The 14,614-nt window shown below is 62.7% G+C and carries 14 protein-coding genes and 1 riboswitch; of the genes, 7 read left to right on the top strand and 7 right to left on the bottom strand.

The features are described from left to right. Nucleotides 1–64 precede the first annotated feature (64 nt). On the bottom strand, nt 65–460 hold the full coding sequence (locus J5M73_RS02890; protein WP_060841501.1) for a hotdog domain-containing protein: 396 nt from the start codon (nt 458–460) through the stop codon (nt 65–67). A gap of 199 nt (nt 461–659) precedes the next feature. Next, nucleotides 660–766: riboswitch (S-adenosyl-L-homocysteine riboswitch) on the top strand. Between the two features lie 21 nt (nt 767–787). Here J5M73_RS02890 and ahcY point away from each other — a divergent pair. The 4 genes from ahcY (at nt 788) to J5M73_RS02870 (ending at nt 6,260) form a co-directional block, all read left to right on the top strand. Beyond that, complete coding sequence (ahcY, locus tag J5M73_RS02885; RefSeq protein WP_102862047.1) at nt 788–2,197, top strand: adenosylhomocysteinase; 1,410 nt, start codon at nt 788–790, stop codon at nt 2,195–2,197. A 189-nt stretch (nt 2,198–2,386) separates the two neighbouring features. After that, entirely contained in the window at nt 2,387–3,232 is an 846-nt protein-coding gene (metF, locus tag J5M73_RS02880) for a methylenetetrahydrofolate reductase [NAD(P)H] (protein ID WP_102862048.1), read from the top strand. Between the two features lie 120 nt (nt 3,233–3,352). After that, entirely contained in the window at nt 3,353–4,168 is an 816-nt protein-coding gene (locus J5M73_RS02875) for a transporter substrate-binding domain-containing protein (protein WP_102862049.1), read from the top strand. Between the two features lie 223 nt (nt 4,169–4,391). Next, nucleotides 4,392–6,260 carry a DEAD/DEAH box helicase gene (locus J5M73_RS02870; protein WP_102862050.1) on the top strand — a complete coding sequence of 623 codons (1,869 nt, stop codon included), beginning with the start codon at nt 4,392–4,394 and terminating at the stop codon, nt 6,258–6,260. A gap of 303 nt (nt 6,261–6,563) precedes the next feature. Here J5M73_RS02870 and J5M73_RS02865 read toward each other — a convergent pair whose 3' ends face one another. Both J5M73_RS02865 and J5M73_RS02860 read right to left on the bottom strand, forming a co-directional pair. Next, complete coding sequence (locus J5M73_RS02865; protein ID WP_031320659.1) at nt 6,564–7,160, bottom strand: YceI family protein; 597 nt, start codon at nt 7,158–7,160, stop codon at nt 6,564–6,566. 32 nt (nt 7,161–7,192) lie between these two features. Beyond that, entirely contained in the window at nt 7,193–7,744 is a 552-nt protein-coding gene (locus tag J5M73_RS02860) for a cytochrome b (RefSeq protein ID WP_016968753.1), read from the bottom strand. 298 nt (nt 7,745–8,042) lie between these two features. Here J5M73_RS02860 and J5M73_RS02855 point away from each other — a divergent pair, with 298 nt between their 5' ends. Together J5M73_RS02855 and J5M73_RS02850 are read left to right on the top strand one after the other, a co-directional pair. After that, entirely contained in the window at nt 8,043–9,449 is a 1,407-nt protein-coding gene (locus J5M73_RS02855; RefSeq protein ID WP_207814996.1) for an adenosylmethionine--8-amino-7-oxononanoate transaminase, read from the top strand. Between the two features lie 121 nt (nt 9,450–9,570). Continuing rightward, nucleotides 9,571–10,290, top strand: coding sequence for a 16S rRNA (uracil(1498)-N(3))-methyltransferase (locus J5M73_RS02850; RefSeq protein ID WP_102862052.1), 720 nt, complete (start codon nt 9,571–9,573; stop codon nt 10,288–10,290). Nucleotides 10,291–10,416: 126 nt separating this feature from the next. On the opposite strand, the gene J5M73_RS02845 is transcribed toward J5M73_RS02850, so the two are convergent. Genes J5M73_RS02845 through J5M73_RS02835 form a run of 3 tightly spaced genes read right to left on the bottom strand, consistent with a single transcriptional unit; the run spans nt 10,417 to nt 12,962 of the window. Next, nucleotides 10,417–11,319 carry a transporter substrate-binding domain-containing protein gene (locus J5M73_RS02845; protein WP_102862053.1) on the bottom strand — a complete coding sequence of 301 codons (903 nt, stop codon included), beginning with the start codon at nt 11,317–11,319 and terminating at the stop codon, nt 10,417–10,419. Nucleotides 11,320–11,348: 29 nt separating this feature from the next. Continuing rightward, nucleotides 11,349–11,699, bottom strand: a complete 351-nt coding sequence (locus tag J5M73_RS02840; RefSeq protein ID WP_102862054.1) for a RidA family protein — start codon at nt 11,697–11,699, stop codon at nt 11,349–11,351. A gap of 21 nt (nt 11,700–11,720) precedes the next feature. Next, nucleotides 11,721–12,962, bottom strand: coding sequence for a D-amino acid dehydrogenase (locus tag J5M73_RS02835; RefSeq protein ID WP_207814994.1), 1,242 nt, complete (start codon nt 12,960–12,962; stop codon nt 11,721–11,723). Nucleotides 12,963–13,068: 106 nt separating this feature from the next. Here J5M73_RS02835 and J5M73_RS02830 point away from each other — a divergent pair, with 106 nt between their 5' ends. Next, nucleotides 13,069–13,974, top strand: a complete 906-nt coding sequence (locus J5M73_RS02830) for a LysR family transcriptional regulator (protein ID WP_102862056.1) — start codon at nt 13,069–13,071, stop codon at nt 13,972–13,974. On the opposite strand, the gene J5M73_RS02825 is transcribed toward J5M73_RS02830, so the two are convergent. Next, nucleotides 13,969–14,586 carry a hemolysin III family protein gene (locus J5M73_RS02825; RefSeq protein ID WP_102862057.1) on the bottom strand — a complete coding sequence of 206 codons (618 nt, stop codon included), beginning with the start codon at nt 14,584–14,586 and terminating at the stop codon, nt 13,969–13,971. The two genes, J5M73_RS02830 and J5M73_RS02825, sit on opposite strands and share 6 nt — an antisense overlap. Nucleotides 14,587–14,614 lie beyond the last annotated feature (28 nt).

Genomic DNA, 14,614 nt, shown 5'->3' with positions numbered 1-14,614 from the left:
GTTCCGTTCGGATTGGAGGCCTCAGGCTGGCGAATGGGGTCAAGGCACTCGCTGGCGCGTGGGTTCAGGCTTCGTCCTTGAACTGGTCCTTGACGTATTTGATTTCGGTGCGCCCGTGAGGCGCCGGCAGGCCGTCTTCACCCAGGTTGACGAAGACCATCTTCTCTACGGTGAGAATGGATTTGCGGGTGATCTTGTTGCGTACTTCGCAGGTCAGGGTAATGGAAGTGCGACCGAACTCGGTGGCGGTGATGCCCAGCTCAATGATGTCGCCCTGGCGTGAGGCACTGACGAAGTTGATTTCCGAGATGTACTTGGTGACCACTCGCTGGTTGCCCAGCTGGACAATGGCGTAGATCGCCGCTTCTTCGTCGATCCAGCGCAACAGGCTGCCGCCGAACAGCGTGCCGTTGGGGTTGAGGTCTTCGGGCTTTACCCACTTGCGGGTGTGGAAATTCATATTCACTCCTGACCGTCCTGCCAATTGATGCCCGGCATAATGGCAGACCGGACGGTCATGCTCTACGCAACATCGACTATGGTCGCGATTAACGATCTTCATCCAGGCGACAGAAACACTTTTGGAAGTCTGGCTCTGGCGGCTATAATCGCCACCGTTTCAAAACGGTCATCTGCACTTGATACCGTTTTCCCGCCACCTGTCCGAGGGGCGCTGCAGCAGGCATGACCTGTCAGGCTCGGATGGGGCGTTGTCGGTACAGGCTTCCCTGTACGGACACTAAACGCACAACGGCGCCCATTCGCACACTACGAATGGAGGCTCTTCATGAGCGCTGTAAACACGCCTGCAGATTTTACCGACTACAAAGTCGCCGACATTTCCCTGGCCGCCTGGGGCCGTCGCGAAACCATCATCGCCGAGTCGGAAATGCCCGCTCTGATGGGTCTGCGCCGCAAGTACCTGGCTGAACAGCCACTCAAGGGCGCGAAAATCCTCGGCTGCATCCACATGACCATTCAGACCGCCGTGCTGATCGAAACCCTGGTTGCCCTGGGTGCCGAAGTACGCTGGTCGTCCTGCAACATCTTCTCGACTCAAGACCAGGCTGCTGCCTCCATCGCCGCCGCCGGCATTCCTGTGTTCGCCTGGAAAGGCGAAACCGAACAAGAGTACGAGTGGTGCCTGGAGCAGACCATCCTCAAGGATGGCCAGCCTTGGGACGCCAACATGATCCTCGACGACGGCGGCGACCTGACCCAGCTGCTGCACGACAAATACCCACAGGTACTGGATCGCGTTCACGGCGTGACCGAAGAAACCACCACCGGCGTACACCGCCTGCTGGACATGCTGGCCAAGGGCGAGCTGAAGATTCCTGCGATCAACGTCAACGACTCGGTGACCAAGAGCAAGAACGACAACAAGTACGGCTGCCGTCACAGCCTGAACGACGCCATCAAGCGCGGCACCGACCACCTGCTGTCCGGCAAGCAAGCGCTGGTCATCGGCTACGGTGACGTGGGCAAGGGCTCGGCCCAGTCCCTGCGTCAGGAAGGCATGATCGTCAAGGTGTCCGAAGTCGACCCGATCTGCGCCATGCAAGCCTGCATGGACGGTTTCGAACTGGTTTCGCCGTTCATCGACGGTATCAACAACGGCACCGAAGCCTGCATCGACAAGGCCCTGCTGGGCAAGATCGACCTGATCGTGACCACCACCGGCAACGTCAATGTTTGCGACGCCAACATGCTCAAGGCCCTGAAAAAGCGCGCCGTGGTCTGCAACATCGGTCACTTCGACAACGAAATAGACACCGCTTTCATGCGCAAGCACTGGGCATGGGAAGAAGTGAAGCCACAGGTACACAAGATCCACCGTACCGGCCATGGCGATTTCGACCCACAGAACGACGACTACCTGATCCTGCTGGCCGAAGGCCGCCTGGTGAACCTGGGCAACGCCACTGGTCACCCAAGCCGCATCATGGACGGTTCGTTCGCCAACCAGGTTCTGGCGCAGATCTTCCTGTTCGGCCAGAAGTACGCCGACCTGTCGCCGGCCCAGAAAGCCGAGCGCCTGACCGTTGAAGTCCTGCCGAAGAAGCTCGACGAAGAAGTGGCCCTGGAAATGGTTCGCGGCTTCGGCGGCGTGGTCACTCAACTGACCAAGCAACAGGCTGACTACATCGGCGTGACCGTCGAAGGTCCGTTCAAGCCAGACGCTTATCGCTACTAAGAGCAGCTGCAAGCGTTGAGCTTCAAGCGGCAAGCCAGGGCCACAAGCCGGGCTTGCCGCACAGAGCCTCAAGCTTTGCCCCTATTTGCTTAAACAGTGTCAGGCAACAGGCTCCAGAATCAGGAGATGAGCGCACCCACGCTTCTCTTGGCGCTTTCAGCTTGCGGCTTGTAGCTGGAGGTTGCTTCCATGTCCCAAGATCGTCGCTACAGCTTCGAGTTCTTTCCGACCAAGACCGATGCTGGGCATGAAAAACTGCTTGCCACTGCCCGTCAGCTGGCCAGCTACAACCCCGACTTCTTCTCCTGCACCTACGGTGCCGGCGGCTCGACCCGTGATCGTACGGTCAACACCGTGCTGCAACTGGAGAGCGAAGTAAAAGTCCCTGCCGCACCGCACCTGTCTTGCGTCGGCGACAGCAAGGACGACCTGCGCGGTCTGCTGCAGCAGTATCAGGCAGCTGGCATCAAGCGCATCGTTGCCCTGCGCGGCGACCTGCCTTCGGGCATGGGCATGGCCAGCGGCGAGTTGCGCCACGCCAACGATCTGGTGAGCTTCATTCGTGAAGAAACCGGCAGCCACTTCCATATAGAAGTCGCCGCCTATCCGGAGATGCACCCGCAAGCGCGCAACTTCGAAGACGATCTCACCCATTTCGTACGCAAGGCCAATGCCGGTGCCGACAGTGCGATCACCCAGTACTTCTTCAATGCCGACAGCTACTTCTACTTCGTCGAGCGCGTGCAGAAGATGGGCGTAAACATCCCGATCGTGCCGGGCATCATGCCGATCACCAACTACAGCAAGCTGGCGCGTTTTTCCGACGCCTGCGGCGCGGAGATCCCTCGCTGGATCCGCAAGCAACTGGAAGCCTACGGTGACGACAGCACCAGCATCCAGGCTTTCGGTGAGCAGGTCATTAGCGAGATGTGCGAGCGCCTGCTGCAGGGCGGCGCACCAGGACTGCACTTCTACACCCTGAACCAGGCCGACCCGAGCCTGGCCATCTGGAACAACCTGAAGCTGCCGCGCTGATCGGCAACCCTTCACCAGGCCCCGGCGCAAACCGGGGCCTTTTTATTTGCCCAAGCCTTGAGCCAGAGCGGCTGGAACTCCCCCTAGCAATTGCATGATCTCTCGTCGTAATCTCCAGCAATGTCCGTCATTGCCCAGTTGCTGATAGCCCTCCTCTGCACTTGCCTGAGCGTCGCCGCCCATGGCGAGAAGCTGCGCATTGTCACCGAACCCTGGGCGCCTTATGTCTATGAGGAAAACGGCAAGGCCCTGGGGCTGGACTACGAAACCACGGCCATTGTCTTTCAGCGCCTGGGGATAGAAGTCGAGTGGCAGTTCCTGCCATGGAAACGCTGCCTGGCCATGCTGGAAACCGGCCAGGCCGACGGAGCCCTGGATATCTTCCATAGCGACCAGCGCGACCATACCTTGCTCTATCCCAGCGAGCCTCTCTCGGATGTGGAGTTCGTGATGTTCTACGCCAAGCAGCGCCCACATCCGTTCAAGCACCTGGATGAACTCAAGGGCCTGACCATCGGCACCTCTCCCGGCTACCTGTACAGCGATGACTTCAGCAATTCGACGCTGTTCAACCGCGAGCCGGCACCGACCCATGAAGCCAACTTCGGCAAGCTGCTACTGGGACGCATCGACCTGTTGATCACCGACAAGCGAGTGGGCCAGCATCTGCTGGACAGCCTGGGCATTCGCGATCAGGTCAGCCAGAACCCTACGGTCATCAGCCGCCAGAGCCAGTACCTGGCGCTGCGCCGCAACGCCGGGATGGACCTTTTGGTGCAACGCTTCGGCGCCGAACTCAAGCGCTTCAAGCGCGAGCCGGCCTACGCCGAGTTGAGCGCCAAGTACGGAGCGGAACCTGTTCTGCCCCCTGTCAGGTCATCCTCTACCCGGGGGTCAGAAAAAACCGTTGAGCAGCAGGAAAGCAGCGCATACTGATTGCTCTGTTATACTCCCGCCTCCCGCCAGGCTCACGCCCGGACGCTGGAACCTGTTCAAGGCCTCTCCACCCCGCTACGGCGCAGCCAACCGGCCCGCGCGAGCCTGTGTTGGATGAGTCTTCAGGCCAGCAGGACCGGACGGGATTGCGTCCTCTTAAACGCCATTCACGCCCGGCAAGATTATCCCTTTGGGCCAAGCCCTCACTAAAACAGGATTACTCATGTCCTTTGCTTCCCTCGGTCTCTCCGAGGCTTTAGTCGGTGCCATCGAAGCCGCCGGCTACACCCAGCCTACTCCGGTGCAACAGCGGGCCATTCCCGCCGTGTTGCAAGGTCGCGATCTGATGGTCGCGGCACAGACAGGTACTGGTAAAACCGGCGGTTTCGCCCTCCCGATCCTGGAGCGGTTGTTTCCCAACGGTCACCCGGACAAATCCCAGCGTCACGGCCCGCGCCAACCGCGCGTACTGGTCCTGACCCCGACTCGCGAACTGGCCGCGCAAGTGCATGACAGCTTCAAGCTGTATGCCCGCGATCTGAAGTTCGTCAGCGCCTGCATCTTCGGCGGCGTCGGCATGAACCCGCAGGTCCAGGCCATGGCCCGTGGCGTCGATGTGCTGGTGGCGTGCCCCGGCCGTCTGCTGGACCTGGCCGGCCAAGGCAGCGTCGACCTGTCCCACGTGGAAATCCTCGTGCTCGACGAAGCCGACCGCATGCTCGACATGGGCTTCGTCCATGACGTGAAGAAAGTCCTCGCGCGCCTGCCGGCCAAGCGCCAGAACCTGCTGTTCTCCGCGACCTTCTCCAAGGACATCACGGACCTGGCCGGCAAGCTGCTGCACAACCCCGAGCGCATCGAAGTCACCCCGCCCAACACCACGGTTGAGCGTATCGAGCAGCGGGTGTTCCGCCTGCCCGCCAGCCACAAACGCTCGCTGCTGGCGCACCTGATCACCGCCGGCGCCTGGGAACAGGTGCTGGTGTTCACGCGTACCAAGCACGGCGCCAACCGCCTGGCCGAGTACCTGGACAAGCACGGCCTGAGCGCTGTGGCGATCCACGGTAACAAGAGCCAGAACGCCCGCACCAAGGCCCTGGCCGATTTCAAGGCCGGCGACGTACGCATTCTGGTGGCCACCGATATCGCTGCCCGCGGCCTGGATATCGACCAACTGCCCCACGTGGTCAACTTCGAGCTGCCTAACGTCGACGAAGACTACGTGCACCGTATCGGTCGTACCGGCCGTGCCGGTCGCTCGGGCGAGGCCATCTCCCTGGTGGCTCCGGACGAAGAGAAACTGCTGAAAAGCATCGAGCGCATGACCAAGCAGAAGATCGCCGATGGCGACCTGATGGGCTTCGATGCCAGCGCCGTGGAAGCCGAGAAGCCGGAAGTGCGCGAGCGTCCGGACGTACGCAACCCGCGCAATCCTCGTGGCCCACGTGGCGACGGCCCGAACGGCGGCGGTGGCGGCGGTGGTCGCAAGGACAAGGGCAAGGACAAGGGCGGCAAAGACAAGCCGGCCCGTGGCGAGCGCCCGGCCCGCGAGCAGAAACCGCGTGAAGGCACTCCGGCCCGCGAACAGCGCCAGCCGACGCCACGTGCCGACCGGGCACCGGATGAGTTCCTCGACGACGACGTGGACAACTTCGGTAACCGCGCTGACTACGTCAGCCCCTACCAGAACAAGAACAACCAGGGCCGTGGTCGCCGTCCAGGGGCTCCGGCCCAGGGCGCCGGTGCCGGCAATCCGCCACGCGGTGGCGCTGGTGGTGGCCAGGGTCGCTCCGGCAACCCACGCAACAGCAACGGCAGCACCACCGGCACCGCACCGGCCAAGCGCAGCGGCGGTCCACGCAACGGCGCCCCTCGTGACAGCCAGGGTCGTCGCGACGAGTCGCGCAATCGTCGCCCGAACCGTGACGAACAGCCACGCCAGGAGCCGGCAGTGCAGAATCCTCGGGGCAACCAGCCGAAGATCATGCACAAGGAGTCCAAGGCCGATCGCTTCCCGACGCCTGAGCAACTGGACCAGTTGCCGAGCCGCCCACGGGGCGAGAAGCCGGCACTGCTGACCCGCAATCGCTGAGTCCGCAGGCTGCAATGAAAAACGCCCCTGGTCGCAAGACCCGGGGCGTTTTTTGTGGCGGCTGGTCGAGGGCGCTTTCTGCAGCCGCTGCCGCAGGCTGCGAACGACGGGGAGCCCGGCGCAAGGGCCTGCCAGGCTCACCGGGTTACACGACGGGCAATAAAAAACGCCCCCGATTTGTGGTCGGGGGCGCTTTTTTGCCCTGGCGCAGGTTGCGATCAGTCCAATAAGGACTGTGCGAATTGAATCGCGACGGCCCTGCGGGCCTTGTCGCAGCCTGCGGCAGCGGCTACAGACGAAGCATTACTTCGCTTTCACACCTTCGAAGGTGATGTACAGGTCGACGTTGTTGGACGCCGGGCCCAGGTCCATCATCTTGCCGAAATCCTGGCGATTGATGCTGGTGGTGCCTTCGAAACCGGCACGGTAGCCGCCCCATGGGTCCTTGCCTTCACCCAGGAAGGTGGCCTTGACCACAACCGGCTTGGTCACACCGTGCAGGGTCAGGTCGCCGGCCACATCAGCGGTCAGCTTGCCGTCGGCATTCTTGCCGGTAGGCTTGACGCTGGTGGAGACGAACTTGGCATCGGCAAACTTGCCAGCGTCGAGGAAGTCCTTGCTGGTGATGTGCTTGTCACGTTCGGCGTGGTTGGTGAACACGCTGGCGGTGCGCACATTGACTTCAATCTTGGCGTCTTCAGGCTTGGCCGCGTCGAAGCTGAACTTGCCGTCCAGGTCCTTGAAGGTACCGGTGATGAAGCTGTAGCCCAGGTGGCTGATCTTGAAGTCGACGAAGGCGTGCTGGCCTTCCTTGTCGATCACGTAGTCCGCTGCCATCACTTGACCGGCCGCCAATACAGCCGATCCGATTGCCAGAGCGGCGAGAGTCTTTTTCAACATGCTTTCTATTCCTTTTGAGTCGAGGTTGAACATCAGGCTTTGCGACCCAGCATACGGGTGAGGGTCGCATCACGATCGATAAAGTGGTGCTTCAAGGCCGCCAGACCATGGATGCCGGCAAAGATCACCAGCGCCCAGGCCAGGTACAGATGCACCACGCCTGCTACATCTGCCTGGTCCGGCAGTCCGGAAACCAGGGCAGGAACTTCAAACAAGCCAAACACCGGGATACCGACGCCGTCTGCGGTGGAGATCAGGTAACCGGCAATCATGACCGCGAACAGACCCAGGTACAGGAACCCATGTCCCAACTTGGCCCCCAGGCGGGTCAGACGCCCATGATTGGCCGGTGCCGGTGGTGGTGGGCTGACAAAACGCCACAGCACCCGCAGCAGCATGATCGCAAACAGCGTCAGGCCAATACTCTTGTGCAGGTCCGGGGCGTCTTTGCGCCAGGTGCTGTAGTAGTCGAGACCGACCATCCACAGGCCCAAAGCGAACAATCCGAAGACGGCCAGGGCCACGCCCCAGTGCAGAACAATGCTTACCCAGCCGTAGCGCGAAGAAGAATTACGTAACTGCATCGAGTTGCATCCTGTAAGAAACGCTGACCAAGACTAGCGATTTACCTATCGAATTAAAGCGAAAAATTTTGCTTTGAAATATCGAGAAATACGATCGATAGTCTGGGCCGAGCTCGTTAAGAAAAGATTAAGGACCGTTTCAGAAGACTCAGGGATAACCAAGGGCGGGTGCCCTGGCAGCTCTCAGACACGTCTTTGCGTACAGGGCGCATTTGTCTGACCGTCGCCCCACACAATAGGTTGTCCCGCGGCCATGCATTGCATAGGCTTGCCCGATTCCGCCTCCAGGAGACTCTACATGGGCCTGAATAACCAGTGGATGCAACGCGATCTCGCGGTGTTGTGGCATCCCTGCACCCAGATGAAAGACCACGAACAACTGCCTTTGATCCCCATCAAGCGCGGTGAAGGCGTCTGGCTGGAAGACTTCGAAGGCAAACGCTACCTGGACGCGGTCAGTTCCTGGTGGGTCAATGTATTCGGCCATGCCAATCCGCGCATCAACCAACGCATCAAGGATCAAGTGGACCAGCTGGAGCATGTGATCCTCGCCGGTTTCAGCCACCAGCCGGTGATCGAGCTGTCCGAGCGCCTGGTGCAGATCACCCCCGAAGGCCTGACCCGCTGCTTCTACGCCGACAACGGTTCGTCGTGCATCGAAGTGGCGATGAAGATGAGCTTCCACTACTGGCTCAACCGCGGTCAGCCGGCCAAGAAGCGCTTCGTCACCCTGAGCAACAGCTACCACGGCGAAACCATCGCCGCCATGTCGGTGGGCGACGTACCGCTGTTCACCGAGACCTACAAGGCCCTGCTGCTGGACACCCTCAAGGTGCCTAGCCCGGACTGCTACCTGCGTCCCGACGGCATGAGCTGGGAAGAGCATTCGCGAAACATGTTCGCCGCCATGGAACAGACCCTGGCCGAACACCACGACACGCTAGCCGCGGTCATCGTCGAGCCATTGATCCAGGGCGCCGGCGGCATGCGCATGTACCACCCGGTGTACCTCAAGCTGCTGCGCGAAGCCTGCGACCGCTATGGCGTGCACCTGATCCATGATGAGATCGCCGTGGGCTTCGGCCGCACCGGCAGCATGTTCGCCTGCGAGCAGGCCGGCATCCGTCCGGACTTTCTGTGCCTGTCCAAGGCCCTGACCGGCGGCTACCTGCCCCTGGCCGCGTGCATGACCACCGATGAGGTCTACAGCGCCTTCTACGATGACTACCCGACCCTGCGCGCCTTCCTCCACTCCCACAGCTACACCGGCAACCCGCTGGCCTGTGCGGCGGCGCTGGCGACCCTGGACATCTTCGAGCAGGACAACGTCATCGAGAACAACCGCGCCCTGTCCCAGCGCATGGCCAGCGCCACTGCGCATCTAGTGGATCACCCCCACGTGGCCGAAGTGCGCCAGACCGGCATGGTCCTGGCCATCGAAATGGTCCAGGACAAGGCCAGCAAGAGCGCCTACCCGTGGCAGGAACGTCGCGGCCTGAAGGTTTTCCAGCACGCCCTGGAGCGCGGCGCCCTGTTGCGTCCCCTGGGCAACGTGGTGTATTTCCTGCCGCCCTACGTGATCACCCCGGAGCAGATCGACTTCCTCGCCGAAGTCGCCAGCGAAGGCATCGACATCGCCACCCGCGACAGCGTCAGCATGGCCGTGCCCAAGGACTTCCACCCGGGCTTCCGCGATCCGGGCTGAGTCCCTCGCCCCGCTCCTGCACCCTCTGGCGCAGGAGCGGGCTTGCCAGCGAAGCGCTTCGCCACGCAGCGCACCATCGTTTATTGCCGGCAAGCCGGCTCCTACAGCACAGAGAAACCAGATGAGATTGTCCCGCTTCTTTATCGACGCCCCCTTGAGCCTTGGCGAACACGAACTGCCGGAAGCCCAGGCCCATTACATCGGACGCGTGCTGCGCATGGCCGAAGGTGATGCCTTGCAGGTGTTCGACGGCTCAGGGATGGAGTTTCGCGGCACGCTGCTGGAAGTGGGCAAGAAGCGGGTACGGGTGCAGCTGGATGAACGCTTTGCCGGCCAGGACGAATCGCCGCTGCAGATTCACCTGGGCCAGGGCCTGTCCCGGGGCGAACGCATGGACTGGGCGATCCAGAAAGCCACGGAACTTGGGGTCAGCGAAATCACCCCGATCTTCAGCGAGCGCTGCGAAGTGCGGCTCAAGGACGAACGCGCCGACAAACGCCTGCTGCACTGGCGCCAGGTGGCCATCAGCGCCTGTGAGCAATGCGGTCGCTCCCGCGTTCCGCTGATTCATCCACCGGTATTGCTGGCGGACTGGATCAAGCAGACCCAGGCGGACCTGAAACTGGTCCTGCATCCCGTGGCCCAGCCCCTGGAAAGCCACGCCAAACCCCAGACCCTGGCCTTCCTGATTGGCCCGGAAGGCGGTCTGTCCGATGCCGAAGTGGATCAGGCCCACGGTGCAGGCTTTCTGCCTGCCCGTCTTGGTCCTCGCGTGCTGCGCACCGAAACCGCCCCCGTGGTCGCCCTGGCCGTGGCCCAGCAACTGTGGGGCGACTTCTAAAACAGTCCCCGTTCAAATACCCACCGTAGGCGCTGGCTTGCCAGCGAAGGCGCCCATCAGTCCCGTACACGTATCAAAGACCCTTCGCCGGCAGCCGGCTCCTACAGGTGGCGGCGCAACAGCCGGTTATTGCACCGGGTCGCTGGTGGGCTGGGCGATGATCGCCTTCAGCTCGGCAGTCATGGGGAACTCCAGGTTCAGGCCCTTGGGCGGAATCGGCTGCTGGAACCAGCGCTGGTAGATGCCGTTGATCTCGCCACTGCGATACAGATCCGCCAGGACCCCATTCACCAGGGCCAGGAATTGCGGGTCATCCTTGCGCACCATGCAGCTGTAGATCTCCCGCGACTGCTCCTCCCCCACCACCACCCAATTGTGCGGGTCCCGCGCCTTGGCCCGTTCGCCGTAGAGCAGCGCATCATCCATGTAGAACGCCGCCGCACGCCCCGACTGCAGCATCTGGAATGCCTCGCCGTGGTCCTTGGCGCTGATCACGAACATGTCGATCTTGTGCTCGACGTTGTAGCTCTTGAGAAACCGCTCGTTGGTGGTCCCCGCCGTGGTCACCACGTTCTTGCCCCGCAGATCGGCGAAGCTTTTGATCCCGCTGTCCTTGGCGGTCAAGAGTTGCCCTTTGACGTAGATAAAACCGTAGGAAAACGCCACCTGCTTCTGCCGCTCGGCTGTCACGCCGGTGGAACCGCACTCCAGATCCACGGTGCCGTTCTGCACCAGGGGAATGCGCGTCTGGGACGTCACCAGGTTGTACTTCACCTTCAGCTTGGGCAGGTGCAACTGCTGCTGGATGCGCTCCACCACCTTGCCCGCCAGCTCCACCGAATAGCCCATGGGCTGGCCGCTGTTGTCGCCGACGTAGGAAAAGGGCACCGAGGCATCGCGATAACCTAAGGTAATACTGGAGCTATTGGCGATCTTGGCCAGGGTGCCATCCAGGGGCGCCTCGTTGGCCTGGGAAACGGCGCTGAACAACAGCCCCAGGGTGCAGCCGAGCAACGTGATCTTATGCATTGTTATTCTCCGTTGTGGGTAGAGGTGATTCAGCGGCGAGCAGCGATGACGCTGATTTCGACGAGGATCTGCGGGCGCGCCAGGGCCGCCTGCAAGGTCGTGCGCGCCGGCGCCTGCCCGGGGGACAGCCAGGCCGACCAGACTTCGTTCATCACCGCGAAATCGGCCTGGATGTCCTTGAGGTAGATCGTCGCGCTCAAGAGATGATCCTTGTCGCTGCCCGCCTCGGCCAGCAAGGCGTCGATCTTCTCCAGGACCTCCCGGGTCTGGCCGCCGATGTCGCTGCTGGCCCCCGGCACCTGGCCGGAAAGGAACACCAGTCCGGCAAAGGTGACGGCACCGCTGAGGCGATGGTTGCTGTGGATACGCTGGATACTCATCTGAAGACTCCTGTTGAACGTTCAGGCGACGCGGGGCGCCAGGCCCTGCATGTCGATGCTGGTGGAACGCTGGCCAATCAGTTCGCCCAGCAGCTGGCCACTGCCACAGGCCAGGGTGAATCCCAGCGCGCCGTGACCAAGGTTGAGCCACAGATTGCGATAAGCGGTGGCGCCGATCAGCGGCACGCCGCTGGGAGTGGCGGGACGCATCCCGGCCCATTCGCTGGCCGCCGCATAATCACCGGCGGCGGCGAAGGTCTGCTCGGCCTGACGCCGCATCAAGGCCAGCCGAGCCGGGTCCGGGGACGGATCGAAGCCGACGATGTCGACCATGGCCGCCACCCGCAACTGCTGGCCGATCCGGGCGTAGACGATCTTGCGGTTGTAGTCGGTGATGCTGATATCCGGTGCGCGGTGCTCAGGACCGATGGGCACGCTGAGGCTATAGCCCTTGAGCGGATACAGGGGCAGCTTGAGCCCGGGCAGGCGCAGCTCGGCGCTGCGGTGACCGGCCGCCAGCACCAGGTGCTCCACCGGTAAGAGCCGGTCGCCCAGATCGATGGCCTGCACCCGGTCGCCCTGGTGATGAATGCCCCGAACCCGCTGGCCCAGGAGAATCTCGCAACGCCCGGAAGCCCGCAGCCGCGCCGCCAACTGCTGGCAGAAGCCATGACAATCGGCCACTTCCTCGTCGGGGGTGTGGATGCCGCCGACAAAGGGCGCGTCGCCCAGGGTCGGTTCCAGCGCCGCGCACTCGGCGGCCGACAACACCTGCTGCTGGCGGCGGTCCGCGAGGTTGTGCCGAGCGTGGTCGAAGCTGCCACGCTCACGAAAGGTCACCAGCTTGCCATTGCGCCGCCAGTCGAAGCCCGCCAAGCCGTCGTCCTCGCGCCAGCTCTGCATCGTGCTCTGGCTGAGCAGCGCCAGGCGCAGCAGATGAGCAGCATTGCGCTGGTTCACCGAATGCCGGCAGGCGCCGAGAAACCCCGCCAACCAACGCCATTGCGCCGGGTCCAGGCGCGGGCGCAGCTTGAGCGGCGAGTCGCCCTTGAGCATCCAGCCCAGGGCCTGCCAAGGCACACCGGCATCGGCCAGGGGCGCTACATAGCGATAGGACAACTGCCCGCCATTGGCGAAGCTGGTCTGGCTGCCGAGGGCATCCTGGGCCTCCACCAGCGTCACTTCCAGGCCCTGGCGAACCAGGGCATAGGCGCTGGCCAGGCCAATGACGCCACCGCCGATGATGCAAACCCGCTGACTCATGACTGTCCCCGACCGCTTGTTGAATGGCGCAAGGTTAGGGGCAGGTGACAGGCGCCGAACAATGAATAAAGATGGACCACCCATAAACAAAGGTTATGGACTACCCATGCGACTGCGTCACATCGAAATCTTCCAGGCCATTCGCCAGACCGGCTCCATCAGCGGCGCCGCGCAGCTGCTGCACGTCTCCCAGCCGGCAGTGAGCAAGGTCCTGCAGCACGCCGAACTGCAACTGGGTTTTCCGTTGTTCCTGCGGGTACGGGGCAAGTTGCAACCCACGCCCGAAGCCCTGGAGCTGGAGCGGGAAGTGGACAAGGTCAGCGAAAGCCTGCAAGGGGTCAGGCGGCTGGCGCAGAACCTGCGCCGGGCGCCGGGCCAGAGCCTGCGCATCGGCGCCACCCCGGCCCTGGCCCTGGCACTGCTGCCGCCGGCCATCAGCGAATGGACCCGCCGCTACCCGGACAGCCTGTGCGAACTGTCCAGCGCCCATAGCCGCGAACTGGTGCAGAACCTGCTGATGCGGGAAATCGATGTGGCCCTGACCCTGCAGCGCCCGGACCACCCCGGGCTCTGTGCACAGCCCCTGGCCGAGGGCGTGCTGGTGGCCCTGGCCCCGCAGGACTACTGGCCGCCCGCCATGCGCGGCCAGCCGCTGGCGTTGATGGAATTGGCGGATGCACCACTGATTGGCCTGAGCAGCAGCGACCCGCTGTCGGCCCGGCTCGACAGCTACCTCAAGGCCGTGGAACCGCCGCCGCGGATCAGCATTGCCGTACAGACCTATTCCCTGGCCCGGGCCATGGTCGAATCCGGCGCCGGGTTGGCGCTGATCGACCCGTTCACCGCCCTGGGCGCGTCAACCGCCAGCACCGCCATCCGCCCCCTGAGCCCGCCGCTGCCCATCACCCTGTACGCCGTGACCCGCGCCGCCGAACCACCGCCCCACACCCTGGCCAGCCTGTTGGAGATCTTCGCCCACCAGGCCCAGGCCCAGCTGGACCACCCCTTATAGGACGTAGAACAGGATGGCGATGAAGTGCAGCAGACTGCCGGCGATCACAAACAGGTGCCAGATGCCATGGGCATGACGCAGGCGGCTATCCAGGGCAAAGAAGATGATGCCCACGGTGTACAGCACGCCACCCGAGGCCAGCCAGGCAAAACCGGCGGGGCCCAAAGCCGCCAGCAGCGGCTTGACCGCCACCAGCACGATCCAGCCCATGACTGCGTAGATCACGATGGACAGAATTCGCGCCTCGGAACGCGGCTTGATCTCCTGCAGGATGCCAATCAGCGCCAACCCCCAGACAATCCCGAACAGGGTCCAGCCCCAGGGCCCGCGCAGGGTCACCAGGCAGAAGGGGGTGTAGCTGCCGGCAATCAGCAGATAGATGGAAAAGTGATCGACCTTCTGCATGATGCCTTTGGCCCGCCCACGCACGCTGTGGTAGACCGTGGACACGCTGTAGAGCACCAGCAAGGTGAAGGAATAGATCGCCACACCGACGATCTTCCACGGGTCGCCATCGAGGCTGGCCAGCACCACCAGCCAGATCCCGCCGACAAACGCGGCGATCGCACCCAGCAAGTGGGTCCAGGCGTTGAATCTTTCTCCGTGATACATCTGTCGCTCACCCTTGAAACATTGAAAA

Source organism: Pseudomonas sp. 50_B, from assembly GCF_017491625.1.
In the GTDB taxonomy this organism is placed as follows: domain Bacteria; phylum Pseudomonadota; class Gammaproteobacteria; order Pseudomonadales; family Pseudomonadaceae; genus Aquipseudomonas; species Aquipseudomonas danubii.
The sequence above is the reverse complement of the archived record's forward strand: the minus strand, read 5'-3'. Positions and strand labels throughout refer to the sequence as shown.